We start from the raw sequence: 16,467 nt of genomic DNA, 5'->3' as shown, positions 1-16,467 counted from the left end.
CCGTTGCCGTCCAGAACGTAGACGGGCTTGTCGGGTGGCCGACAGTACGCGCCGTGGCCTGTGGATAACCCGGCAGAACCTGTGGACAAGGCTGGATACGACCCCGAGCGCCTGTGGACAACGATCGACCCAGCGCAGGGAAGCGGTCACGATTCGTCACCATGAGTCGTACCCCGCTGCCTCGCCCCACGCTCCTCCCCGGCCTCAGCCGGCTCTGGCGGGATCGACACACGCTGCAGATCGGCCTGGGCCCCGGCCCCGCCGCGCTGGTGGAGCTGACCAATCCGCGTACCGCTCACCTGCTCGATCTGCTGGACGGCAGCCGCAGCGAACGGGACGTGCTGGTCGAGGCCAGCGCCGCCCAGGTCCCCGCCGACGACGCGCGTACGCTGCTGGACGCTCTGCGCACGGCGGGCCTGTTGGTGCCGGCGCACACCCTGCTCCCACGCGACCTGACCGGGCCCGTCCGGACCCGGCTCGCCGCCGAGGCCGGAGCGTTGGCCCTGGTCGCGGCCCGGCTACCCGGCACCCCGGCCCAGGTCCTGCGTCGCCGGCGGGTGGCGCGGGTGCTGCTCACCGGGGCCGGAGCCCTCGGCGCCCCGCTGGCCGTGGCGCTGGCCCAGGCCGGCGTCGGGCAGGTGATCCCGCACCTCAGCGGCCTGGTACGACCGATCGACCTCGTCGGGACGGGCATTCCCGCCGCCGAGTTGGGTCAGCCGTTGGCCCCGGCGATCCGGGCGGCGGTCGACCGCGTCGCGCCAGGCACCGGCACCCACCCGGTCCGGGCCGCCCGGGTGGATCTGGTGATCCAGTTCGGCGCGGACCGTCCACCCGCGCTGCTCGCCGCCGGCCTGGCCCAGCGTCGCCAACCGCACTTGGTGGTGACCCTTCACGAGGGCGTACCGGTGATCGGACCGTTGGTGCGCCCACCCGCCGGGCCGTGTCTGCGCTGCGTCGAGCTGCACCGAGCGGACCGCGACCCGGCCTGGCCAGGGCTCGCCGCCCAACTGGCGGCGGCGCAGCCGGTGGCAGCGGGTGCGACCGGCACCCTGTTCGCGGCGATCGGGTACGCGGTGGCGGAGGCCCTGGCGCACCTCGACGGAGGCCAACCCGAGACGCTCGGGGGTGCCATGGAGATCTCCGGCGCGGGCCGGTTTCGTCGCCGGGGTTGGCCGCCGCACCCCGCGTGTGAGTGTTCACGGAGCCGGGTGTCCGCACCAGCCCGGCCGCACAGCAGCAGCGGAGCCCTCCCGTCGGTAACAATGGCGAAGTGACCGACATCCCGCGCCGGGCCGTGTCCCGGACCGCCAAGCTCGCCGCTCTGCCGCTCGGCTTCGCCGGCCGGACCGTCCTCGGCATGGGTAAGCGCGTCACCGGGCTCGCCTCCGACGTCATCTCGGCAGAGATCCAACAGCGCACCGCCGAACAGCTGTTCAGCGTGTTGGGGCAGCTCAAGGGTGGGGCGATGAAGTTCGGCCAGGCGTTGTCGGTCTTCGAGGCGGCCCTGCCGGAAGAGATCGCCGCGCCGTACCGGCAGGCGCTGACCAAGCTCCAGGAGGCCGCGCCGCCGCTGCCGGCCGCGAGCGTGCACAAGGTGCTGGCCGAGCAGCTCGGCCCGGACTGGCGCGACCGGTTCGTCGAGTTCAACGACACCCCTGCTGCGGCGGCGAGCATCGGGCAGGTGCACCGGGCGCGGTGGCGGGAGCCGGGGTACGGCCCGGCGGGCGAGCCGAACAGCCGCGACGTGGCGGTCAAGATTCAATATCCGGGCGCCGGTGACGCGTTGCTCGCCGACCTCAAGCAGCTCTCCCGGCTGGGCGGGATGTTCCGGGCCATCCAACCCGGCCTCGATGTCAAGCCGCTCCTCGTCGAGTTGCGTGAGCGGATCACCGAGGAGCTGGACTACGAGCTGGAGGCCGAGTCGCAGCGCACCTTCGCCGTGGCGTACGCCGACGACGACGAGATCTTCATTCCGGAGGTCGTCTCCGCGTCGCCCCGGGTCCTGGTCACCGAGTGGGTGACGGGCACTCCGCTGGCCGACATCATCCGCGAGGGCACCGAGGAGCAGCGGGACGAGGCCGGCCGGCTCATGGCGACGTTGCACCTCTCCGCACCCCAGCGGGCCGGTCTGCTGCACGCCGACCCGCACCCGGGAAACTTCCGGCTCCTGCCCGACGGCCGGCTCGGCGTGATCGACTTCGGCGCGGTGGCCCGGATGCCGGAGGGCACACCGGAGCCGATCGGCCTCATCGCCGGGCGGGCTCTGCGCGGCGACGCGGACGGGGTGGTGGCAGGGCTCCGGGACGAGGGGTTCATCGGCGCCACCGACGAGATCGACGCCGAGGGAGTCCTCGATTTCCTCCGCCCGATGCTGGAGCCCATCGCCGCCGACGGGTTCCGGTTCAGCCGGGCCTGGCTGCGGGCCGAGGCGGCACGGCTGGCCAGCCCCCGCTCCCCCACCTACCAGTTGAGCCGACAGCTCAACCTGCCACCGTCGTACCTGCTCATCCACCGGGTGACGCTCGGTTCGATCGGGGTGCTCTGCCAGTTGGAGGCCAAGGCCCCGTACCGGAGCATCCTGGAACGCTGGCTGCCGGGCTTCGCGCCGGTCGCCTGAGGACGTGAGGAAGGGCGGGTGCCGGTCGGCACCCGCCCTTCTGCGTGGGGTGGTACTAGAGAATGCCCAGGTCGCGCGCCGACTGGTTACGGCTGTTCATGGCGACGGTACGGGCGGATCGGGTTGCCTCAGTGCTCGTGGTGGTACGACCGGCCTGAGGCCGGCGCATTCGAGCCCTGGTCAACGCTTCGTGGAGTAGTTGCATCTCGAAGGCTCCACTCGGAACGTTCAACATCGTTTTCTCACTCACTGCCGGTGTGTCACCGGCGTAGTTGGAACGGGTCGGGAACATGTCAGGCTGCCAGCCGGACCGCGCCACGCACCTCGGACAGCCCACTGGCCGCCAGGCGCGCCTCGGCCTCGACCCGGAGCGCGGCGTCACGAGCGACGTCCTCCTTGCGCGGACGGCCACGGGGCCGCTTGCGCGGAACGACCGCGCCACGCTCGAAGATCTCGCCGCCCCAGACGCCCCACGGCTCCGCTCGCTCCACCGCTCCGGCCAGGCACTCGACGCGCAGCGGGCAGTCCCCGCAGAGCGACTTGGCCAACTCGAGCTCGGCAGGCGAGTCGGAGAACCACAGGTCGGGGTCGAACTTCCGGCAGGGCAGGTTCGCCTCCAGCTCGACGCTCACATCGAGGGGGGCCAACGCCAGACTCATCTCCCGGTCACCTCTCTCTCACTTCGATCTCGTGGATCGCATTCCGACGTACTTCGGCGGGGCAAAAAACTGAGGCCGCGGATCCCGGTAACGGGTTCCGCGGCCTCGAGGTGAGCCGGTGTCTGAGATTCAGACCGGTCTACCTCGAGGTGGAACGCCGCGGACATCCGTGCGCTTCTTCGCGCCATCGATGCCCATGCCCGTGATGCCACTGGTCCCCTCGACTCCGGCATTCGGCGCAACGGTCAGGTTCAGCTCGGCCTGAACCTGGTGCACCTGCGGAACCGACGGTCGTGCGGCCGCAAGGGCCACCCGGACAGCCGACAGCGGAGCGTGGACAGACGGCATCGCCGTCAGACGCTCATAGGTGAAGATCTCCACGGTGGCCACCTCCCTCACGTTCCTCGAATCGACTGGACCAACCCCCGTGAGCAGCCGGAATGGCGCCGCTCGCGTGGTGTGTTCTGAGGCTATTCCTCGCCTGGGCGCGAGGGCAAACGAATTTACGACGAGATTTCGAAAGTTTTCTCCGGGCAGACGTCGTCCACCCCCGCGCCCCCCACGAGCGCCAGTACCGACTCGCCGTAGAGGCCCAGTTTGCGAGGGCCGATGCCGGCGATGGCGATCAACTCCTCCGGCCGGCCGGGCCGCCGCTCGGCCAACGCGGTCAACGTGGCATCGGTGAACACCACGTACGCCGGGACCTTCTGCGCGCCGGCCACCCGCTGCCGCCACTCGCGCAGGCGTTCGTGCAGCTCGTCGTCGATGTCGGACGGGCAGGTGGGGCAGCGACCGAGCTTCCGGTCCGGGCCGGCGAGCAGGGTGGCGCCGCAGATCCGGCAGGACACGATCTGCGTCCGACGCCGCTCGGGACGGGGTGCGGGACCGGCGGAGGCACCGGCCCGCTCGGTGCCTCCGGAGCGGTCGAGCTGGGGCAGGAACCGCGAGGGCCGTCGGGCCCGCCCGCCCGGCGAGCGCGCGGCGGCGTACGACAGCCAGAGCCACTGCCGGGCCCGGGTGATCCCGACGTAGAGCAGCCGGCGCTCCTCCTCCACGTGCTCGACCGTCTTGGCGTACGTGGTGGGCAGGGTGCCCTCGGCGAGGCCGACCAGGAAGACGGCGTCCCACTCCAGCCCCTTGGCCGAGTGCAGCGATGCCAGCGTGACCCCGTCCACCGTCGGCACGTGCTGCTGGGCGGCCCGGCGTGCCAGCTCCTCGGTGAAGTCGGTGAGGGTGACCGCGCGCTCCACCGAGGCGGCCGCACCGATCGGCACCACCTCGGGCGTGGCCGCGTACTCCTCGGCGAGCTGGACCAGCGCGGCCAGCGCCTCCCAGCGCTCGCGGGCGGCGCCGCCCGCCGGGGGCGTGTCCGGCGCCCAGCCGACGGCGGTGAGCGCCTCGACGACGGCGGCGGGCAGCGGCGTCTCCCCCGGGATGGATCGGGTGGCGGAGCGCAGGGCGACCATCGCCTGGCGAACCTCGGTGCGCTCGAAGAAGCGCTCGGCGCCCTGGACGACGTACGGCACGGCGGCCTCGGTCAGCGCCTTCTCGTACGCCTCGGACTGCGCGTTGGTCCGGAACAGCACGGCGATCTCCTTCGCCGGCGTTCCCCCGTCGATCAGCGTCCGGCAGCGCGCGGCCACCGCGTTCGCCTCGGCCGGCTCGTCGGTGAAGATCCGCAGGTCGGGTTCCGGCCCCGGAGGACGCTGTCCGCTCAACTCCAGTCGCAGCCGCGCCTCGGTGCCGCGAGCCTGGGAGATCACGGCGTTGGCGAGCCCGACGATCTGCGGGGTGGAGCGGTAGTCCCGGACCAGCCGGACCACCGTGGCGTTCCGGTGCTGGCGCGGGAAGTCGACCAGGTACGCCGACGTCGCCCCGGTGAACGAGTAGATGGTCTGGCTGGCGTCACCGACCACCGTCAGGTCGGCGCGGCCGCCCAGCCAGGCGTCCAGCAGCCGCTGCTGGAGCGGGTTGACGTCCTGGTACTCGTCGACCACGAAGTGCCGGTACTGGCCACGGACCTGCTCGGCGACGTCCGGGTGCTCCTCGATGCCCCACACCGCGGCCCGCAGCATGTCCTCGAAGTCGATCACCCCGTTGGAGCGTTTGAGCTGCTCGTACGCGGTGAACACATCGGCGACCTTCGCCGGCTCGTGTGGCGTGTCACGCAGCGCGCGGGCCGCCGCCACGACGTAGTCGCCCGGTTCGACGAGCGACGACTTGGCCCACTCGATCTCGCCGGCCAGGTCCCGTGCGGCAGCCCGGTCGGTACGCAGACCGACCCGGGCGGCGGCGAGAGTGACCAGCCGCACCTTGCTGTCCAGCAGCTCGGGCATGGCTCGGCCGGCCAGCAGGCGGGGGGCGAAGTAGCGCACCTGGCGCAGTGCGGCGGCGTGGAAGGTCCGCGCCTGGACACCGTGCGCCCCGAGCAGCGTGAGACGGTGTCGCATCTCGGCGGCGGCGCGGGCGGTGAAGGTGACCGCGAGCACGTGCCGGGGCGAGATCTCACCGGTGAGCGCCCGGTGGGCGATCCTGGAGGTGATCGCGCGGGTCTTGCCGGTGCCGGCCCCGGCCAGGATGCAGACCGGGCCGGCGGGTGCGGTCACCGCGGAGCGCTGCTCCGGGTCCAGCCCGGCGAGTACGCCTTCCGACGCTGAGTGAACCCCCACAACCAGGAATCATCTCAGCTCCCCCGGGCGTTGTAGCGGACAGCCTCGGCTTGATCGGCAAGCCGGTGGCCGGAGCAGCTGGAGGATCAGATCATGCTGACGATGTATTCCACTCCCTGGTGCGGCTACTGCCACCGGCTGAAGTCGCAGCTCGACCGGGAAGGCATCGGGTATGAGGTGGTCGACATCGAGCAGGACCCGAAGGCCGCGGACTTCGTGATGAGCGTCAACGGCGGCAACCAGACGGTGCCGACGCTGCGTTTCGACGACGGCAGCGCCCTGACCAACCCCTCGATCACGCAGGTCAAGCAGCACCTGGCCACGCTGGGCGCCTGACCGCCCGGTACGACACTCGAACGGCCGCCCTCCGGGGCGGCCGTTCGTCGTTCCCGACATCCGTCACCGCCGGAACGGCCGCCGGGTGGCCGTGGTCACCGACCCGTCGATGCCGGCGTCGAGCGGGCGGCGCGGCCCCGGCAGGGCCGGCGGCGTCGACGTCGGCGCCCCGGACGGCGCGCTCAGGTGCCGGCCCCGCCAGAGGTAGGCACCGGCGGCCAGCGTGGCCACCCCGACCAGCACGAACAGGGCCCGGTAGTCCAGGACGCCGACCAGGAGGGCGCCCGCGCCGATGGAGAGCGCCTGCGGTCCGCTGACCAGCGCCTGGGTGGCCGCCGCCACCCGTCCGACCAGGTCGGGTGGGGTGCGCCGCTGGATCAGCGTGTGCAGACCCACCATCGTCAGGGGCAGCGAGATGCCGGCCAGCAGCACCGCCGCGAACCCGAGCGGCAGTTCGGGATACGCGAGCGCGAGCGCGGCCGGCGCGAAGAACGCCACCCCGGCGGCCAGCGTGCCGACCTCGCCGAGCCGGCGGACCAGGGCCGGTGAGCAGAGCCCCCCGCACAGGCCGCCGACGCCCTGCACCATCACGAGTACGCCCACGAACGCGGCGTCCCGGTCCAACCCCTGGTCGACGTACGCGAAGATCAACGACTCGCTGAAGCCCATCACCAGCGACCCGAGCCCGTAGCCGACGAGGGCCCGGCGCAGCGCCGGCTCACCGGTCAGATGCCGCAGGCCCGCGCCCAGCTCGGCGGGCCAGCGCAGCCGTACGGTGGGCGGCGACTGCGCCGGGCTCGGCACCGCGGTCACCACCGCGGCGGCGGTCACGAAGCCGACCATGCCGATGCTGGCCAGCGCCCATCCACCGAGCGCCGCGTAGAGCGCCGCGCCGGCCAGAGGGCCGATCAACCGCAACCCCTGGCGTACGGTCTGCAGCACGCCGTTGGCCTCGGCCAGCAGGTCCACGGGCACCAGTTGCCGGATTAGTCCGCTGAGCGCCGCGCCGAGCGTGATGGACGACAGCCCGTACAGGGCGGCGACCAGATAGACGAGCCAGACGTCGTTCGCGTCGCGGACGGTGAACAGCGGCACGAGCAGCAGCGCGGTGACGACGTTCGCGGCCACGAAGAAGGGCCGGCGCGGGTACCGGTCGACGAACCAACCGACCAGTGGCGCCGTCGTCATCGGAGCGACGACGGCGAAGATGATGCCGCCGGCGAGCCCGTTGGAGCCGGTCAGGTCCTTGACCCAGATGGCGAGCGCGAGCAGCAGGATCGACTCGGCGGTCATGCTGGCCAGCAGGCCGCCGAACAGCAGGCGGAAGTCGGGTCGGCGCAGGACGGTGCGCATGGGGTCCCTCCGGCAGGGTGGCGTGCCCGGCTGGGCGCGGTCGACGGGGCTGGGACCGCGGGTCCGTCATCGTCCGGCGTACCCGTGGTCCATTTTTGGTAAGACACGCCCCCGCCGGAACCTCCGACACCGGTCGCGCCGTCCATACTGACCGTGGGGGGCGAATTTCATACAGTTACCGTCGCGTCTGCGGCGGACGACGGGAAAGAGGACACTGTGCCTCCTGCCGCACCCAGCCCAATCATGCGTCGTCGACGGTTGGGCATCGAACTGCGCAGCCTGCGCGAGACCGCGGGCCTCACCGGCGACCAGGTCATCGAACGGATCGGTTGGGCGTCCGCGTCCAAACTGTCACGCCTGGAGAACGGCCGCAGCAGACCGGACCCGCAGGACGTCGGCGTCCTGCTGGACCTCTACGGCGCCGACGCCGCGGCGCGCGAGGAGTTGCTCGGGATCGCCGGTGAGGCCGGCGACATGCGCGGCTGGTTGAAGAACTTTCCGGTGATGACGCAGCAGCAGCGCAGCTGGGCCGAGTTGGAGGCGGGCTGCGCGGAGATCTCCGAGTACAACCCGGTGCTGGTGCCGGGCCTGCTACAGACCGCCGGGTACGCGCGGGTCCGCCTCCTCTCGGCCCGCCGGGTGGGCGAGGGCGCCGGCGAGCCCGAGCCGGCGGACGAGCTGGAGACCGAGGTACGGGCGCGGTTGGCTCGTCAGACCCTGCTGACGCGCGAGCCGCACGCGCCGAGCTACACGGCCGTGCTGGAGGAGGCGGCTCTGGGCCGTCGGGCCGGCCCGCCCGAGGTGCTGCACGAGCAGCTGCACCAGCTGTGCGAGCTGGCCCTGCTGCCGAACGTGACGCTGCACGTGCTTCCGCGGGACACGCAGGTCGGCGATTGGTACCTTCCGCCGACCGCCTTCTCCCTCTATCGGTTCGCCGATCCACTCGATCCGGAGACATTGGCCATCGAAGGGGGGTTCACCGACGTCATGTCGACCGAGTCAATCACGCTAAATCGCTATAAAGTAGTGTTCGAGTGGCTATGCACGGCGGCACTGAACGCCTCGGACACCCTCTCCTGGCTGATCGAGGCGACGGGACGGCTGACCGGGGCGGGCCCCGCATCCACAGTGGCGTTCGGGCCGGCAACGGCGCCGACCCAACGCCGCCGTGATTCGGGGCGGCTGACGGACCGGTGATCCACGGGGGACCATCCGTCGGGACGTGCGGCACCACTCGTCCCATTGGATCGGTTCACACCAGGAGCAGAGCCATGAACGACATCCACCACACGCCGTCCGTCTCCGCCAGTTCGCTGGCGGACGCCCCGTGGCGTACCAGCACACGCAGCCAGACCTCCAACTGCGTGGAGGTCGCACCGCTGGGCAGCGGCCCGTCGGCGGTCGCGCTGCGCGACAGCAAGGACCGGGGCGGCCCGGTGCTGCTGTTCAACCGGGCCGGTTGGCTCGGTTTCATCGCTGGAGCGAAGACGGGCCAGTTCGATCTGAACTGATCCTCCACTGAGGCGGGGCCGTCGGCACAATGCCGGCGGCCCCGCCGTCGTATCCGTCGGCGACCCCGCTGACCAGGCATCCGCCGATCGGACGAGGCTCGAAACCAATAGGCGCGTTTCACTTGCTGGGATGAACACGGGGCGTAACATGACCCACGAAACGTGGAACTTCCACACTGGCTCATCCGTCGCGGTTCATCCGGAGACCCTTATGCGGTTCCTGATCGTTCGCACCGACATCCGCACCGTCGCCGACGGGGACATCGCCGCCGCCTGGGCGGACGGCCATCGCCTCCGCGACGAGACGACCACACCCGAGCCGCGCCGGCAGACCGTCCACGCCGAGGACCGGGACGCCGCGTTACTGCTGGCCCGGGCCCTGTCCACAGTCGGCGCGGTACGAGCAGGCAAGCAACGGGTCAAGGTCCTTCCGCTCAGCGAAGTGCGGCCCGCCTTCCGGCGCAGACCCGGCCGGACCGGTACCTGACCCACCAGACGTCCGTCGTGGTCGGCTCGGCTCCCCCGCCGCGTCATTCGCTCCCACCGACCACGGCGGCCCGTGTTCCCGGCCCGTGACCGCCGCGGCAACGTCGGCCACGGGCCGGGACCGTGCTCAACGCCCGGCGTCCACCCAGCCGTCCAGCCAACGGTGGACGAGGAACAACGCGATCGACGACGGCGGCGGCAGGATCAGCCGGGCGCCGTCCCCCACGTCCACCGTCCGCCCCGCGCACGCCGCCCCGATCTCGTCCCGCGTGAACCACCGGGCGTACGCGATCTCGGACGGATCGACCCGCACCGGGTCCGCCGGATCGGCGGTGGCCAGGAAGCCCAGCATCAGCGAACCCGGGAACGGCCAGGCCTGGCTGCCGACGTACCCGATCCGCTCGACCCCGATGCCCACCTCCTCGCGGACCTCGCGCAGCACGGCGGCCTCCGCCGACTCCCCCGGCTCGACGTAGCCCGCCAGGCAGGAGTAGCGCCGCCCGCCCGGGGTCCCCGGCCAGCCGGCGTTGTTGCCAAGCAGGCAGCGGCCGTCGGGGCCGTCGACGCCGTCGTGCACCAGCACGATCATCGCCGGGTCGGTGCGCGGCCAGATCCGGCCGCCATTGCGATCCACCCGCGACCAGCCGGCCTCGTCCATCACCGTCGGCGCGCCGGTCGCCGACGAGTAGCCGTGCCGGGTATGCCAGTTCAGCAGCGCGAGGGCGGTGGTGAAGATGCCGGCCTCCCGGTCGCCGAGCAGGTGGCCCACCTCCCGCAGGTTGACCGCTCGGGTGCCCGACACCGCCGGCAGCGGCGTGTCGAGCGCGAACACCGGCACCCCGTCCGGCTCGACACCGAGGAACATCGCGGTCGACTCGGCGCCGGCCGGCACGTCGGCGGCGTCGAACAGCACCAGCGTCGGGGGCGACACGTCGGTACGCGCGAGCGTCCGCCCGTCATCGGTCGAGTCGAGCAGCAGTATCCGTCCGCGCAGCCATGCCTCGGTCAACCACTGCGCGTCACCCCGCCGGTGCGCGGCCCGATCCAACGTCGAACGCGCCAGCGGTGGCGCGGCCTCGCCGCTCACGTCGTCGCTCCGCTGGTCGCCGCCCAGCCGCGGCGCTGGGCGACACGGCCGGACGTGCCGTGACCGTCCCGCCTCACGGCTGCACCGGCTCGGTGTGGACCGGCATCAGCGCGGCCAGCCCCGGGGTGACCCGCTCGGCGTCGCCGAGGACGACCACCGCCGCCCGGGCGGGCGCGAGGTAGTGGGCGGCAACCCGCGCCACATCGTCGACGGTCGCCTTCGCCAGTCGGGCCGCGTACTCCGCGAGGAACTCCAGACGCAGGCCGTTCCCGGCGTACGCGCTGGTCAGCGCGGCCAGACCCGCCTGGGTGGCCATGCCGAGCTGGAGGGTGCCCAGGGCGTACTGGCGGGCCTGCTCCAACTCCTCGAGCTTCGGCGGCAGCGACGCCAGCCGACCCAGCTCGTACACGGTCTCCAGTAGCGCCGGACCGGTGACCTCGGTGGCCACCTCGGCGCCGGCGACCAGCACCGACCCGGCCACCGAATGCTCGACCACCGAGTGCGGGCCGTACGTGTAGCCCTTGTCCTCGCGGATGTTCTCCACCCAGCGGGACGAGAAGTAGCCGCCGAAGATCAGGTTGGCCAGTTGCAGCGCCGCGTGGTCGGGGTCGGTGCGCGGCACGGCGGGCAGCGCGACCCGCAGCGAGGACTGCACCGAGCCGGGCCGGTCGACAAGCAGCAGCGGCCCCGGCTCAAGTGGCGGGGTGGCCGGCAGGTTGGCCGTACGCCCGGCCCCGGTCCACCCGGCGAGCGCCCGTTCGACCGCGTCCAGGGCCTTCTCCGGCTGCACGTCCCCGACCACCACCAGCTGTGCACCGGCGGGGTGCACGCGCTCGGCGTGCAGGCTGCGCAGTGCCGCCGGGCGTACGCCGCGGAGCTGGCCCGGCTCCGGGGTCTGCGTGGCGTACGGGTGCCGCCCGTAGATCCTCTTCAACAACGCTTCCCGGGCCAGGTGCGACGGCTGACTCTGCGCGACCTGGATCCGGTCGATCAGCCGGTCCCGTTCGGCGGCCACCTCGTCGCCGGGGTAGCTGGCACCGGTCAACACCTCGGCCAGCAGCTCCAACATCCGGTCCAGGCCGGTGACCAGGCCCGCGCCGGAGATCATCAGTCGGTCCGGATCGACGCCCGCGGAGAGCCCGCCGCCCACCTTCTGCAACTCGGCGGCGAGCTGCACGCTGGTCATCGACTCGGTGCCGGAGAGCATGGTCTGCGAGAGCATCGCGGCGCGCGCCAGGTGGGCGCGGCCGAACGGCACCCAGAGCCGCAGCTCCACCAGGGGCACGGCGGGCCGGCGTACGGCGATCACGGTCAGCCCGTTGCGCAGTGTGCGCTCGGCCTGCTTGGGCACCTTGAGCTTGCGGGTGGGGCCGAGCGCGGGCAGCGTACGCGGCCCGGCGGTGGCGGTGGTCGTCATCGGGTACCTCCGGGGATGACCTCGACCATCGCCCGGCGCTCCGGGCGCAGGGTGGCCGCAGCGGCGCGGACCTGTTCCTCGGTGACGTCGCCGACCAGTCGGGGCAGGTCGTTGAGCAGGCCCGGCTCGCCGCGTTGCTGCTCCAGGACGGCCATCCGCAGCGCCCGGCCGAGCACCGCGTCGGTGTCGCGGAGCAGGTGGGTGGCCATCCGCGCCTGGGTGCGGGCCAGCTCACCGTCCGTCAGCCCGTCGGTCGCCAGCCGGTCCAGTTCCTCGTCGACGGTGCGCAGCACCTTGTCCACGTCGCCGCCGGGCGGCAGATGTGCCTGCAACAGCAACGCCGTCGGGTCACGCACGTCGAACGGGTCGCCCATGAAGCCGAGGTAGCCACCCAGGCTGGTCACCGTGCGGTCGCGCTGCACCAGGCGTTCGACCAGTCGGGACGCTTCGCCGTCGGTGAGCACCTCGGCCAGCACCACGTACGGCAGGTAGCCGGCGAAGTCGCCGATCGGGTCGGGCACCCGCCACGCGCCGGCCACCGCCGGCAACGGTGCCAGGGCGTCCGTGTACGAGCTGCGCCGCTCGGCGGTCAGGTCGGGCTCGGTGAAGTCGGGCCGCTGTGGCGCGGGCCGGGCCGGCACGTCGCCGAAGTGCCGGTTCACCAGCTCGGTCGCCTCGGCCACGTCGATGTCACCGCTGACGGCCAGGACCGCGTTGCCGCTGGCGTAGTAGCGACGGAAGAAGTCGGCGGCGTCGGCGACGGTGGCCGACTCCAGATCGTCGAACGAGCCATAGCCGTCGTGGGCGTTCGGGAACGTGTCGAACATGACCGGCGGCAGGGTCAACCAGGGGAAGCCACCGTACGGCCGGCTGAGCACGTTGACCCGGATCTCCTCCTTGACCACGTCGACCTGGTTGCGCAGGTTCTCCTCGGTCAGGCGGGGTGCCCGCATCCGGTCCGCCTCGAGGAACAGAGCGCGCTCCAGCGCGTTGCTCGGCAGCGTCTCGAAGTACTCGGTGTAGTCCAGGTGGGTCGAGCCGTTGAAGGTGCCACCGGCACCCTGCACGTGGCGGAAGTGGGCCAGCTTCTCCAGATTTTCCGAGCCCTGGAACATCAGGTGCTCGAAGAGATGCGCGAAACCCGTACGCCCCTGGGGTTCGGATCGGATGCCGACGTCGTAGACCACCGCCACCCCGATCACCGGGGCACTGCGATCGGGGGTGAGGACCACCCGCAGGCCGTTGTCGAGGGTGAACCGCTCGACCGGATACTTCGTCGCTGGAATTCTGGATCTCCGCGCCGCCACGGGATCGACCCTAGCGTGTCGGCCCGTTCGCCACCGCCGACCTCGGCGGAGCCGCCGTCACCGGTCTGGCGAATCGCAGCGGTCGTCACCGCGTCGACGGGTCGCGCCCGCTGGGGACGATGAGCACCACTCGGCCGCGAAGGGGCAGTCCGGGCCGGCCGAGTCGGCGGACTTGACCCATCAAGACGGTAGGAAATGCCGACATAACTGAGACGCCCCTTCCCGGCATGTGGATGGGCCTTGACGCTGACGGAGGCCTGGCCCAGTCTTCCTACCAAGTAAGTAGGAATACTGCGGATTGGATGGACGATGAGACGGCTCCCCCTGCGCCGGTTGGTCACCCTGACCACCCTCGCCGCCCTCGGCGCGGCGACCCTGGGCAGCACCGCCGCGTGTGGCGACGACAGCGAGGGCGCGGGGGGCGGCTCCGGCCCGGTGACCCTGCGGCTCGGCTACTTCCCCAACATCACCCACGCGCCGGCCGTCGTCGGCGTGGAGAAGGGCATCTTCGCCGAGAAGCTCGGCGCCGACGTCAAGCTGGAACCGAAGACCTTCAACGCCGGCCCGGCCGCCATCGAGGCCGTCTTCTCCGGAGCGCTGGACGCGACCTACATCGGCCCGAACCCCACCGTCAACGCGTTCTCGAAGTCCAAGGGCGAGGCCGTCCGGGTGGTCTCCGGCGCCGCCTCCGGAGGCGTGGCGCTGGTCGTCAAGCCCGGCATCAACGGGCCGCAGGACCTCAAGGGCAAGAAGGTCGCCACCCCGCAGCTCGGTAACACGCAGGACGTGGCCGTCCGCTACTGGCTCAAGCAGCAGGGGCTGACCACCACCAAGGAGGGCGGCGGCGACGTGAAGATCGTGCCGCAGGAGAACGCCCAGACGGTGGAGACGTTCAGCAGCGGCGCGATCGACGCCGCCTGGGTACCCGAGCCGTTCGTGTCCCGGCTTGTCAACGCCGGCGGCAAGGTGCTCGTTGACGAGCGGGACCTGTGGCCGGACAAGAAGTTCGTCATCACCAACCTGCTGGTCAGCACCAAGTTCCTCAAGGCGCACCCGGACGTGGTGCAAAAGCTGGTCGACGGCCAGGTCGCCGCGAACGAGTTCGTCAACAGCAAGCCGGACGAGGCCCAGCAGGCCATTTCCGACGCGATCGGCAAGATCACCGGCAAGCCGCTCGACCTCAAGCTGATCAAGCAGGCGTGGCCGACGTTGGAGTTCACCAACGACCCGATCGCCACGTCCCTCAAGGCCGGACTCGACCACGCCGTCGAGGTCAAGCTCACCGAGCCCGTCGACCTCAAGGGCCTGTACGACCTGACCTACCTCAACAAGTCGCTCAAGGCGGCCGGCAAGCCCGAGGTCACCCAGCCATGACGTCGACCACGACGACGCCGCAGAGCGCGACCACCTCGGTCGCGCTCTCCGGCGTGACCAAGGTGTACGGACGCGGCGCGAACGCCGTACTGGCCCTGGACGGGGTCTCCCTCGACGTGGCGCCGGGCGAGTTCGTCTGCCTCGTCGGCGCGTCCGGCTGCGGCAAGAGCACGCTGCTCAACCTGGTGGCCGGCCTGGACCGTCCCAGCGGCGGCGAGATCGGCATCGCCGGTGGCGCCAGCCCGGGGCTGATGTTCCAGGAGCCGGCGCTGTTCCCCTGGCTGACCGTCGAGGCCAACGTGGAGGTGCCCCTCAAGTTGCGCGGCCTTCCCCGCGCCGAGCGCCGCGACCGGGTGGCCGAACTGCTGCGCACGGTGCACCTGGCCGAGTTCGGCCGCAAGCGTCCGCACGAACTGTCCGGCGGGATGCGCCAGCGGGTCGCGCTGGCCCGCACCCTGGCCCTGGACACGCCGGTGCTGCTGATGGACGAGCCGTTCGGCGCCCTGGACGCCATGACCCGCGACATCCTGCACGACGAGCTGGAACGGATCTGGTCCGAGCGCCGACTCTCGGTCCTGTTCGTCACGCACAACGTCCGTGAGGCCGCCCGGCTGGCCGACCGCATCATCCTGCTCTCCAGTCGCCCCGGCCGGATCATCTACTCCGCCGAGGTGGACATCCCTCGTCCACGACGGATCGACTCTCCCGAGGTCGCCGCCATCGCCGCCGAGGTCACCGAACGACTGCGTACGGAGGTGGGCCGCCATGGCCAGTGACACCCTCACCAGCACCGCGCGTAGCGATGCGGAGATCACCGGACTGGACGCGCTGGAGATCGCCGGCCGGGAGAAGGAGGTCTCCCGGGGCACCCGGCTCTGGGCCGCCACCTGGCCCAAGCTCGCCGCGCTGGCCATCGCCATCCTCGCCTGGCAGGTGGTGGTCTGGTCGGGCTGGAAGCCGCCGTACTCCCTGCCGGGCCCGCTGGTCGTCGGCCGCGAGCTGCTCACCCAGGCCCAGGGTCCGCAGCTCTGGGAGGGTCTGGTCACGACGCTGCGCCGAGCGGCCCTCGGGTACGTCTTCTCGGTCGCCGTCGGCCTGCTCCTGGGTCTCGCGGTGGCCCGGTCCACGGTGCTGCGCGCCGCCATCGGCTCGATGATCACCGCGTTGCAGACCATGCCGTCGATCGCCTGGTTCCCGCTGGCCATCCTGCTGTTCGAACTGAGCGAGAAGGCGATCTTCTTCGTGGTGGTGCTCGGCGCGGCGCCGTCGATCGCGAACGGCGTGATCTCCGGCGTGGACTACGTGCCACCACTGCTGCTGCGCGCCGGTCGCAACCTGGGCGCTCGCGGGCTCAACCTCTACCGGTACGTGATCGCACCAGCCGCGCTGCCGGCGATCGTCGCGGGCCTCAAGCAGGGCTGGGCGTTCTCCTGGCGCAGTCTGATGGCCGGCGAGCTGCTCGTGGTCGGCATCTCGCAGACCTCGCTCGGCGCGCAGCTCACCTACTCCCGCGAGCTGTCCGACGCGCCGTGGCTGCTCTCCACCATGATCGTGATTCTGGTCGTCGGTCTGGTCGTCGACGCCGCGTTCGGCGCGGCGGACAAGGCGATCCGCCGTCGTTGGGGCGTACTGGACCAGGCTGGTCAGTGAG

At 71.6% G+C, this 16,467-nt stretch carries 16 protein-coding genes; 9 read left to right on the top strand and 7 right to left on the bottom strand.

Annotated features, from left to right (window positions below; all coding sequences use genetic code 11):
• Nucleotides 1-161 precede the first annotated feature (161 nt).
• Both ABZU91_RS10680 and ABZU91_RS10675 read left to right on the top strand, forming a co-directional pair.
• On the top strand, nucleotides 162-1,274 hold the full coding sequence (locus tag ABZU91_RS10680; protein ID WP_355237165.1) for a hypothetical protein: 1,113 nt from the start codon (nucleotides 162-164) through the stop codon (nucleotides 1,272-1,274).
• Entirely contained in the window at nucleotides 1,271-2,617 is a 1,347-nt protein-coding gene (locus ABZU91_RS10675) for an AarF/ABC1/UbiB kinase family protein (RefSeq protein WP_355237162.1), read from the top strand. Before ABZU91_RS10680 ends, ABZU91_RS10675 begins: the two co-directional genes overlap by 4 nt.
• A 293-nt stretch (nucleotides 2,618-2,910) precedes the next feature.
• Here the strand turns inward: ABZU91_RS10675 and ABZU91_RS10670 are convergent, their stop codons facing one another.
• From ABZU91_RS10670 to ABZU91_RS10660, 3 genes are all read right to left on the bottom strand, one after another.
• Nucleotides 2,911-3,276 carry a WhiB family transcriptional regulator gene (locus tag ABZU91_RS10670; protein ID WP_139582271.1) on the bottom strand — a complete coding sequence of 122 codons (366 nt, stop codon included), beginning with the start codon at nucleotides 3,274-3,276 and terminating at the stop codon, nucleotides 2,911-2,913.
• A gap of 129 nt (nucleotides 3,277-3,405) precedes the next feature.
• On the bottom strand, nucleotides 3,406-3,657 hold the full coding sequence (locus ABZU91_RS10665) for a hypothetical protein (RefSeq protein ID WP_355237158.1): 252 nt from the start codon (nucleotides 3,655-3,657) through the stop codon (nucleotides 3,406-3,408).
• A 122-nt stretch (nucleotides 3,658-3,779) separates the two neighbouring features.
• A complete protein-coding gene (locus tag ABZU91_RS10660) occupies nucleotides 3,780-5,945 on the bottom strand; it encodes an ATP-dependent DNA helicase UvrD2 (protein WP_355237155.1) in 2,166 nt (721 codons plus the stop codon).
• Nucleotides 5,946-6,038: 93 nt separating this feature from the next.
• Here ABZU91_RS10660 and ABZU91_RS10655 point away from each other — a divergent pair, with 93 nt between their 5' ends.
• Complete coding sequence (locus tag ABZU91_RS10655; RefSeq protein WP_355050572.1) at nucleotides 6,039-6,281, top strand: mycoredoxin; 243 nt, start codon at nucleotides 6,039-6,041, stop codon at nucleotides 6,279-6,281.
• A 63-nt stretch (nucleotides 6,282-6,344) separates the two neighbouring features.
• On the opposite strand, the gene ABZU91_RS10650 is transcribed toward ABZU91_RS10655, so the two are convergent.
• Nucleotides 6,345-7,634, bottom strand: coding sequence for an MFS transporter (locus ABZU91_RS10650; protein ID WP_355237152.1), 1,290 nt, complete (start codon nucleotides 7,632-7,634; stop codon nucleotides 6,345-6,347).
• A gap of 216 nt (nucleotides 7,635-7,850) precedes the next feature.
• Here ABZU91_RS10650 and ABZU91_RS10645 point away from each other — a divergent pair, with 216 nt between their 5' ends.
• From ABZU91_RS10645 to ABZU91_RS10635, 3 genes are all read left to right on the top strand, one after another.
• Nucleotides 7,851-8,831, top strand: a complete 981-nt coding sequence (locus tag ABZU91_RS10645) for a helix-turn-helix transcriptional regulator (RefSeq protein ID WP_355237149.1) — start codon at nucleotides 7,851-7,853, stop codon at nucleotides 8,829-8,831.
• A 74-nt stretch (nucleotides 8,832-8,905) separates the two neighbouring features.
• The gene (locus tag ABZU91_RS10640) at nucleotides 8,906-9,145 is read left to right on the top strand and encodes a DUF397 domain-containing protein (RefSeq protein WP_355237147.1); all 240 of its coding nucleotides are present in this window, start codon (nucleotides 8,906-8,908) and stop codon (nucleotides 9,143-9,145) included.
• Nucleotides 9,146-9,356: 211 nt separating this feature from the next.
• Nucleotides 9,357-9,632, top strand: a complete 276-nt coding sequence (locus ABZU91_RS10635; protein ID WP_355237145.1) for a hypothetical protein — start codon at nucleotides 9,357-9,359, stop codon at nucleotides 9,630-9,632.
• A 126-nt stretch (nucleotides 9,633-9,758) separates the two neighbouring features.
• Here ABZU91_RS10635 and nudC read toward each other — a convergent pair whose 3' ends face one another.
• From nudC to ABZU91_RS10620, 3 genes are all read right to left on the bottom strand, one after another.
• The gene (nudC, locus tag ABZU91_RS10630; protein WP_355237142.1) at nucleotides 9,759-10,718 is read right to left on the bottom strand and encodes an NAD(+) diphosphatase; all 960 of its coding nucleotides are present in this window, start codon (nucleotides 10,716-10,718) and stop codon (nucleotides 9,759-9,761) included.
• Nucleotides 10,719-10,791: 73 nt separating this feature from the next.
• Entirely contained in the window at nucleotides 10,792-12,135 is a 1,344-nt protein-coding gene (locus ABZU91_RS10625) for a pitrilysin family protein (protein WP_355237139.1), read from the bottom strand.
• On the bottom strand, nucleotides 12,132-13,442 hold the full coding sequence (locus ABZU91_RS10620) for a pitrilysin family protein (protein ID WP_355237136.1): 1,311 nt from the start codon (nucleotides 13,440-13,442) through the stop codon (nucleotides 12,132-12,134). Before ABZU91_RS10620 ends, ABZU91_RS10625 begins: the two co-directional genes overlap by 4 nt.
• Before the next feature lie 309 nt (nucleotides 13,443-13,751).
• On the opposite strand from ABZU91_RS10620, the gene ABZU91_RS10615 reads away from it, so the two are divergent.
• The 3 genes from ABZU91_RS10615 to ABZU91_RS10605 are packed head-to-tail and all read left to right on the top strand — an operon-like array spanning nucleotide 13,752 to nucleotide 16,466.
• On the top strand, nucleotides 13,752-14,816 hold the full coding sequence (locus tag ABZU91_RS10615; protein ID WP_355237133.1) for an ABC transporter substrate-binding protein: 1,065 nt from the start codon (nucleotides 13,752-13,754) through the stop codon (nucleotides 14,814-14,816).
• A complete protein-coding gene (locus ABZU91_RS10610) occupies nucleotides 14,813-15,592 on the top strand; it encodes an ABC transporter ATP-binding protein (RefSeq protein ID WP_355237130.1) in 780 nt (259 codons plus the stop codon). The genes ABZU91_RS10615 and ABZU91_RS10610 overlap by 4 nt, the downstream gene beginning before the upstream one ends.
• Nucleotides 15,582-16,466, top strand: a complete 885-nt coding sequence (locus ABZU91_RS10605; protein ID WP_355237127.1) for an ABC transporter permease — start codon at nucleotides 15,582-15,584, stop codon at nucleotides 16,464-16,466. The genes ABZU91_RS10610 and ABZU91_RS10605 overlap by 11 nt, the downstream gene beginning before the upstream one ends.
• Nucleotide 16,467: the final 1 nt, after the last annotated feature.

The organism is Micromonospora sp. NPDC005174 (assembly GCF_040608495.1).
GTDB lineage: Bacteria > Actinomycetota > Actinomycetes > Mycobacteriales > Micromonosporaceae > Micromonospora.
Note: the sequence above shows the minus strand (reverse complement) of the source record. Positions and strands in the feature narration are given on the sequence as shown.

Bases quoted from the DNA above. Each gene is read 5' to 3' on its own strand.
- ABZU91_RS10680 (WP_355237165.1), top strand. From the start codon at position 162: ATGAGTCGTACCCCGCTGCCTCGCCCCACGCTCCTCCCCGGCCTCAGC.
- ABZU91_RS10670 (WP_139582271.1), bottom strand. From the start codon at position 3,276: ATGAGTCTGGCGTTGGCCCCCCTCGATGTGAGCGTCGAGCTGGAGGCG.
- ABZU91_RS10655 (WP_355050572.1), top strand. From the start codon at position 6,039: ATGCTGACGATGTATTCCACTCCCTGGTGCGGCTACTGCCACCGGCTG.
- ABZU91_RS10650 (WP_355237152.1), bottom strand. From the start codon at position 7,634: ATGCGCACCGTCCTGCGCCGACCCGACTTCCGCCTGCTGTTCGGCGGC.
- ABZU91_RS10640 (WP_355237147.1), top strand. From the start codon at position 8,906: ATGAACGACATCCACCACACGCCGTCCGTCTCCGCCAGTTCGCTGGCG.
- ABZU91_RS10635 (WP_355237145.1), top strand. From the start codon at position 9,357: ATGCGGTTCCTGATCGTTCGCACCGACATCCGCACCGTCGCCGACGGG.
- ABZU91_RS10625 (WP_355237139.1), bottom strand. From the start codon at position 12,135: ATGACGACCACCGCCACCGCCGGGCCGCGTACGCTGCCCGCGCTCGGC.
- ABZU91_RS10615 (WP_355237133.1), top strand. From the start codon at position 13,752: ATGAGACGGCTCCCCCTGCGCCGGTTGGTCACCCTGACCACCCTCGCC.
- ABZU91_RS10610 (WP_355237130.1), top strand. From the start codon at position 14,813: ATGACGTCGACCACGACGACGCCGCAGAGCGCGACCACCTCGGTCGCG.
- ABZU91_RS10605 (WP_355237127.1), top strand. From the start codon at position 15,582: ATGGCCAGTGACACCCTCACCAGCACCGCGCGTAGCGATGCGGAGATC.